5 protein-coding genes and 1 pseudogene are annotated in these 6095 nt (G+C 57.9%); 5 read left to right on the top strand and 1 reads right to left on the bottom strand.

The features are described 5' to 3' along the window. Positions 1–335: 335 nt before the first annotated feature. The 5 genes and pseudogenes from ACR0J1_RS05715 to ACR0J1_RS05695 all read left to right on the top strand — a co-directional run bounded on the left by ACR0J1_RS05715 (position 336) and on the right by ACR0J1_RS05695 (position 3949). Complete coding sequence (locus tag ACR0J1_RS05715) at positions 336–512, top strand: transposase (RefSeq protein WP_480731301.1); 177 nt, start codon at positions 336–338, stop codon at positions 510–512. A 239-nt stretch (positions 513–751) separates the two neighbouring features. After that, positions 752–1075, top strand: a complete 324-nt coding sequence (tnpB, locus tag ACR0J1_RS05710; protein WP_480731299.1) for an IS66 family insertion sequence element accessory protein TnpB — start codon at positions 752–754, stop codon at positions 1073–1075. A gap of 100 nt (positions 1076–1175) precedes the next feature. Then, positions 1176–2678, top strand: a pseudogene (gene tnpC / locus ACR0J1_RS05705) (IS66 family transposase). A gap of 53 nt (positions 2679–2731) precedes the next feature. Continuing rightward, a complete protein-coding gene (locus ACR0J1_RS05700) occupies positions 2732–3061 on the top strand; it encodes a hypothetical protein (RefSeq protein WP_480731298.1) in 330 nt (109 codons plus the stop codon). Positions 3062–3196: 135 nt separating this feature from the next. Continuing rightward, entirely contained in the window at positions 3197–3949 is a 753-nt protein-coding gene (locus ACR0J1_RS05695) for an outer membrane protein (RefSeq protein WP_480731296.1), read from the top strand. A 49-nt stretch (positions 3950–3998) separates the two neighbouring features. On the opposite strand, the gene ACR0J1_RS05690 is transcribed toward ACR0J1_RS05695, so the two are convergent. Beyond that, the gene (locus ACR0J1_RS05690; RefSeq protein WP_480731294.1) at positions 3999–6056 is read right to left on the bottom strand and encodes an adenylate/guanylate cyclase domain-containing protein; all 2058 of its coding nucleotides are present in this window, start codon (positions 6054–6056) and stop codon (positions 3999–4001) included. Between the last annotated feature and the right edge of the window lie 39 nt (positions 6057–6095).

Raw genomic sequence — 6095 nt, 5'->3', positions numbered from 1 at the left:
CTGAAGGTCGTAGGTTCAAATCCTACTCCCGCAACCAGCGTCAGAAAACCCCAATACAGCCCGTTCGATCTACAAACAGTCCACTGGACTGTTTGCTTAACGATCAAACCTCGTCAGGCTCATAGCTTAACAAGCTCCTCGATCCGTGAACTCTACTCGTCAACCTGAAGCTGGTCCAAGTTTTCTTAGAACTCAGCAATCAACCGAACTGACTAGAGTTCCGTTGAGATCCGCCCAAATGCAATAAGTCTGTAAGCGGTGCTTTAGCCCCACCTTTTGTTTTGTTCTGCGATTTGAGATTCGAGCCTGAGTGATAGTTTTCAGGGAGTTTCTCAATGGAGCACTCAACGTCGTTTCTCAATGACATTGATGTAGTAGTCGGCCCGCGGGGCCATCGACGCTGGCCTCGTGATCTGAGAGCACGGATTGTTACGGAAACGCTTGTTGATGGGGCGATAGTGAGTGAGATAGCGCGGCGGTATGATATGCGGCCAAATCACCTGTCAGCATAGCGACGCGAGGCGAAGGATGGTCGGTTGGTCTTGCCTACTGCGGAGGAGCCCGACTTTGTACCTTTGGTTGTGGCAGCGGAGCCTGTTCCTGAGATTTCGTCGGCGGCCGCGACACTGGATCTGCTGCGTGGTGATGTTGTGGTTCGACTGGATGCGGCCACGCCGTCGGAACGGATCGCGGAGATTGTTCGCGCGTTGAACGGGGTCGCATGATCTTTCCGTCGAACAGGGTGTGGATCGTGGTCGCGACGAAGCCTGTGGATTTCCGTAAGGGTCATGACGGGCTGGCGGCATTGGTGCAGAACGAGCTGGGTAAGGAGCCTTTTACCGGGACTGTGTTTGTGTTCCGCTCGAAGCGTGCCGACCGGCTGAAACCTCTGTATTGGGATGGCACAGGGTTGGTGATGACCTACAAGCGGCTTGAGGAAGCGACCTTCACCTGGCCCGCGATCCGGGATGGTCTGATGTCGCTGAACCATGCTCAGTTCGAGGCGCTGTTTGACGGATTGGACTGGCGGAAAGCGAAGGTATTGGAGGCCCGTCCACCGACTGCGGCGGAGTGACTCGGCCCCTGTTTTGCAGGGGCATCCGCTGGATGGGCGTGGTAAATCGACGCCATGATGCGCGGGTGATCTTCCTGATGACATTGATGCCCTGAAGGCGATGGTGCTTGCCGCCCAGTCTCGGGCTTATCGGCCGGCTGGTGCCCTCATCCGCAAAGAAGAGCGCATTGCTCAGCTGGAAAAACTGGTCGCTGATTACAAACGCGCCCTGTTTGGCGCCAGGTCCGAGAAGGTCTGTCCGGAGCAGTTCGAACTGGCGCTGGAAGATATCGAGACGGCGCAGGCCGCACTTCACGCTGAGGATGAAGCCGATGACTGCCTGATCGGGCGAAAGCCTCGACCGCGCCGGGGCAACCGGGGATCGCTGCCCAAACATCTGGCGCGCATCGAAGAGGTGATCGAACCGGAAAGCACGGTCTGCGACTGCGGCTCCGAACGTCATGTCATTGGCGAGGATGTCAGTGAGCGGCTCGGTATCATCCCGGCCCAGTTCCGCGTGATCGTGACACGCCGCCCCAAGTATGCCTGCCGATCCTGCGAAGACGGTATCAATCAGGCACCTGCTTCAGCGGGTTTGATACCTGGCGGGATGCCGACCGAGGCCACTATTGCGCACGTAATCGTCTCGAAATACGCAGATCACACGCCACTATATCGTCAGGCTCAGATCTACGCTCGGCAAAGCATTGATCTGGATCGCTCGACCCTGGCCGCCTGGGTTGGTCGGGCCGCGTTCGAGCTGCGCCCTGTTTATGATGCGCTGCTGGCTGATCTGAAACGGTCAACCAAACTGTTCATGGATGAGACAGTCGCCCCGGTCCTCGACCCCGGTCGCAAGAAGACCAAAACCGGCTACTTCTGGGCGCTCGCCCGCGATGATCGGCCCTGGGGCGGGGAAGATCCGCCCGGCGTGGCGTTCACCTATGCACCGGGCCGCGCAGGTGAATATGCAAAGCAAATCCTGACAGGTTTTAACGGCACCCTGCAAGTTGACGGCTATGCTGGATACAACCGCCTGCTCAAACGGCAGGAAGGCGCGATCCAACTGGCGCACTGCTGGGCGCATGCCCGCCGTAAGCTCTTTGACGTAGCCAAGTCCGGGAAAACCACCCCGATTGCCGATGACGGTATCGCACTGATCCGGGAACTCTACCGCATCGAAAAAGAAATCAGAGGTCAAAGCCCAGATGCTCGGGGCGCAGCGCGGCAGGAACACTCAAGCCAATCATCGATCAGATGGAGATCTGGCTCCGGGAAACACGCGCCCGCATCTCTGCCAAGTCGCCCATCGGCGAGGTCCTGAGCTACATTGCTAAACATTGGGGTGGCCTGACCGTGTTCCTTAAAGATGGTCGCGTGGAACTGGATTCCAACAGCGTTGAGCGGACCATCCGTCCTATCGCTCTGAACCCCAAAAACGCACTCTTCGCTGGACATGAGACCGGAGCTCAGAGCTGGGCGATCCTTGCCTCTCTGATCGAGACGTCAAACTGAATGGTATTGAGCCGCATGGCTATTTGACGAGCGTGTTGACTGCATTGTGCAAGGACACAAACAAAGCCGGAGCGAAGAGCTGCTACCGTGGGCATCCGATGTCAAATGAATCCAATTCTGCACTCAACTGATTGTCTAAAACTGGGGGCAAGAAAACCATAGATGACTGCTATAGCAATTTTGCAAATTGAAGATTGTTTTGCTTTGAGCGATGGAAGATTGGTAGTTGTTCCAGACTTCCCGGCAACTGATGGTTTTGAAACACCAAAAACATTCAAAGCCCAGATCAAAAAGTTAGATGGCAACGTAATCGACTGCAAAGTGACCCTCAACCTCACGCACTTCAATAAACCAGCTTCCACTGACATTGCGCAGAGATGGCGTATTGTTCCCGAAATACTCGGCGTCACAAAAAACTATCTATCACCCGGTGATCAGCTGTGCATATTTGACAAGGACGTTTCTTCAGCTCTGACCCCAGAGACGCCCTAAACCGTGAGAAACCCCTATACAGCTATGTTGTTCTCAATAAGTGGGGCAAAGGAACCGCTTACATAAGTCTGGCCGTGGCAATAAGATCAATTAAGCTTGGCTCGACTAAACCGCGCCAAGGCGGAAAGGGAAGAAATGCGTGCAACAACCAAATGGGTGACGCTTGCTCTTGGGGTCTTTTTGCCCGCGACCTTTGCAAGCCAGACCGTGGCGCAGCAGTCTGACTGGAGTTACGAGGCGTCGATCTATCTGTTCATGCCGGAAACGGATATGTCTCTGGATACGTCCCGGGGGTCGCTTGATGCCAATCTCAGCTTTTCGGATGCGCTCGAGAATCTTGATCTGGCGTTCATGGGGGCCTTTTCGGCGACAAATGGGCGTTGGACGTTGTTGGCGGACTACGTGTACACCAACCTGTCTTTCGGTAACGATACGCCCGGGCCGGCGTTCTCGGGGCTGGATACCTCGTTCAAGACCCAGTATCTGAGCGGCTATGTCGGCTATCAGATCCTGCCCGAGCAGGCTGTTCGGGTCGATCTGCTGGGCGGGTTCAGATGGTTCAGCACCGAAACAGAGTTCCGGTTGCGGTCCGGCACCGTAACCGGGGGGACGACAACGGTTGATGATGACTGGATCGACCCGGTTCTTGGCGTTCGCGCGCGCGTTGATTTTTCGGATAGGTGGTCGGGCACCGGGTTTGTCGATTACGGCGGGTTCCGCAGCGGCGGCGAAACCTGGCAGGTTCTGCTGACGGCCGATTACGCGATCAATGAAAGATGGCTGATCCGGGGTGGATATCGTTATATCTCGTTTGATCACGACATCGACGGCAACGACTTCACATTCGATCAGTCCGGGCCGTTGCTGGGTGCTACCTACCGGTTCTGAGAGGGGCGGCGAACAATCTGGTCTCAATGCATCTGGTCAGCAGTCGCGATCATTTCTTGTCAGCTACCGTGACAGGACGCCAGTCATCAGACGGAGGTTCATGCTGCAGGGCGGTGATCCTGCCGATCATGATCTCTGAGGCGGGGTCGCCGCCGCGGGTTTTGGCCGCGGCCTCAAACGCCGCCACAGCCTGATCGAACTGGCCGGCGCGATACTGCGCAAGCCCTTTTTCGTAGGCTTCGATCCACATTTGCGAGCCGTCAGAGCCATCGGCCATCGCGATCAGCTCATAGACGACCAGCTCTTTGCTCCGGCCAAAGACCGAGAGCGTATCCAGTTCCCGCGCGATGATAGACGCGCCGGCCTCGCGGCGCGTCTCGGGGCCGATCAGGATCAGAGTGCCGTAATCCTTGTTGGCCCCTTCCAGACGGCTGGCCACGTTCACGACATCGCCGATTGCGGTGTAATTCAGCCGCTGCTCGGACCCGATATTGCCGACCAGCGCCTCGCCACTGTTCAGCCCGATCCGGACCTGCAGCGCATTGCCTGCGTCATCGGTGATGCCTGCCTCCTCGACGGCAGCGACCAGATCCAGTGCGGCGCGGCAGGCGTTTTCGGCATGGTTGGCATCTTCGCGCGGCGCACCCCAGAAGGCCATGACCGCGTCGCCCATGAACTTGTCGATGGTGCCATCATGGCGCGCAATGGCCTCGGATGCGGCGCTGAAGAATGGCTCCATCAACTGAACGATCCGAGGCCCAAGCTTTTCCGACAATCCGGTGAACCCGGTGACATCGCAAAACAGCACCGAAATCGGTTTGATGTCGCCACCGGGCTGCGTCTCGATCCCCTCGGCGACCAGCATTCGGACAAGATCGGTGGGAACATATTTGCGAAAGGCGGCTAGCCCTGCGGCCATACTGGCCGTCGCGGCCGAAAGGTTTGCAAGCTCGGCCAGTCGTGAGGGGCGTCGTGATATCTGCTCGACATCGAAACGTTCGATCCTGCTGAGGTCCTCGGCGATGCGCGCCAGCGGGTTGGCGACCACCCGGCGCACCAGCCAGATCGCCAGCCCTGTGGCGACGACGACAACGCCGACAAGGATATAAAGAAGGTTTATCAGTGTTTTATCTATGCCCGACAGGAACGCCGATTCAGGGATGACCGTGGCGACGCGCCAGCCATAAAAGCCCAGAGGCGTCAACGCCACCGCATAAGGAACGCCACCGATCACCACGCGCGTGGTCTGGCTGCCGGGGGTGTTGACTTCGGGATGGCCCAATAGCTGCTCGCCCGAAATCATGGCGACCTCGTAAAGCTCTCCGGCCCCCATCCGCGCGGGCGTCACCTCGTCGGCCTGCGCATCGGGCACGGCGATCACCTTGCCGTCGGCGTCCAGAATGAAGGCAGCCCCGAACTCCCCCGGATGCAGCGTGGCCAGAAAGCGTGACAGGCGGTCGGTTTCGATGGCGACGGCCAAAACGCCCTGACGCCGCCGGTTCACGTCGACCGGGCCGGCAAATGCGTACACTGTCTTGTTGCTGCCCGGCAGATCCCTTGCCTCGATCCAGCCCTGAGATTCGAGCCCCATGAAGTTGTCGAACCAAGCATGATCCCGCGGGTCATAGGTCGTTTCGGAAAAGTTGCGCTCTTCGAACTGGATGTCGCCGGGGATGAAGATGTAGCGATCGGTCCGCAGCATCCGGTCGCGGATGTTCTTGTCGATCTCGACCATTTCGAGCCCGCCATCGCCCAATCGGTGCGAGGCAAAGAAGTTTCCGTCCGGCCAGCCGAAGAAAATCCACGAGATATTGGGCTGCGCCTGCAATTGCGACAGAAAGACAAACTCTCGCTTATCCGCCTGCCGCGTTGCGATCACGTTCTGAACAAAGATCGTGCGCACCGCAGCCCAGGCGGCCTCGGCGGATCGGAGCGTCACGCCGACCTCGATGCGGACGGTGTTGGCAATCTGGCTGTTGATCTCGGCTGCAAGCATCCGGCTGTTGTCGCGCGCGGTTGTCCACCACAGCGAATGGACGATGAACGTCGACACGCCGATGGAAAGGGCAACCAGCATTGAAACAGCGATGCCGACGCTAACCCGCATGAATGCTCCGTAAATTACGACAGGTAAGGCAGTATTGAA

The organism is Ruegeria sp. CJ3, from assembly GCF_056536725.1.
The sequence above is the reverse complement of the archived record's forward strand: the minus strand, read 5'-3'. Positions and strand labels throughout refer to the sequence as shown.

Bases quoted from the DNA above. Each gene is read 5' to 3' on its own strand.
- ACR0J1_RS05690 (WP_480731294.1), bottom strand. From the start codon at position 6,056: ATGCGGGTTAGCGTCGGCATCGCTGTTTCAATGCTGGTTGCCCTTTCC.
- ACR0J1_RS05695 (WP_480731296.1), top strand. From the start codon at position 3,197: ATGCGTGCAACAACCAAATGGGTGACGCTTGCTCTTGGGGTCTTTTTG.
- ACR0J1_RS05715 (WP_480731301.1), top strand. From the start codon at position 336: ATGGAGCACTCAACGTCGTTTCTCAATGACATTGATGTAGTAGTCGGC.
- ACR0J1_RS05700 (WP_480731298.1), top strand. From the start codon at position 2,732: ATGACTGCTATAGCAATTTTGCAAATTGAAGATTGTTTTGCTTTGAGC.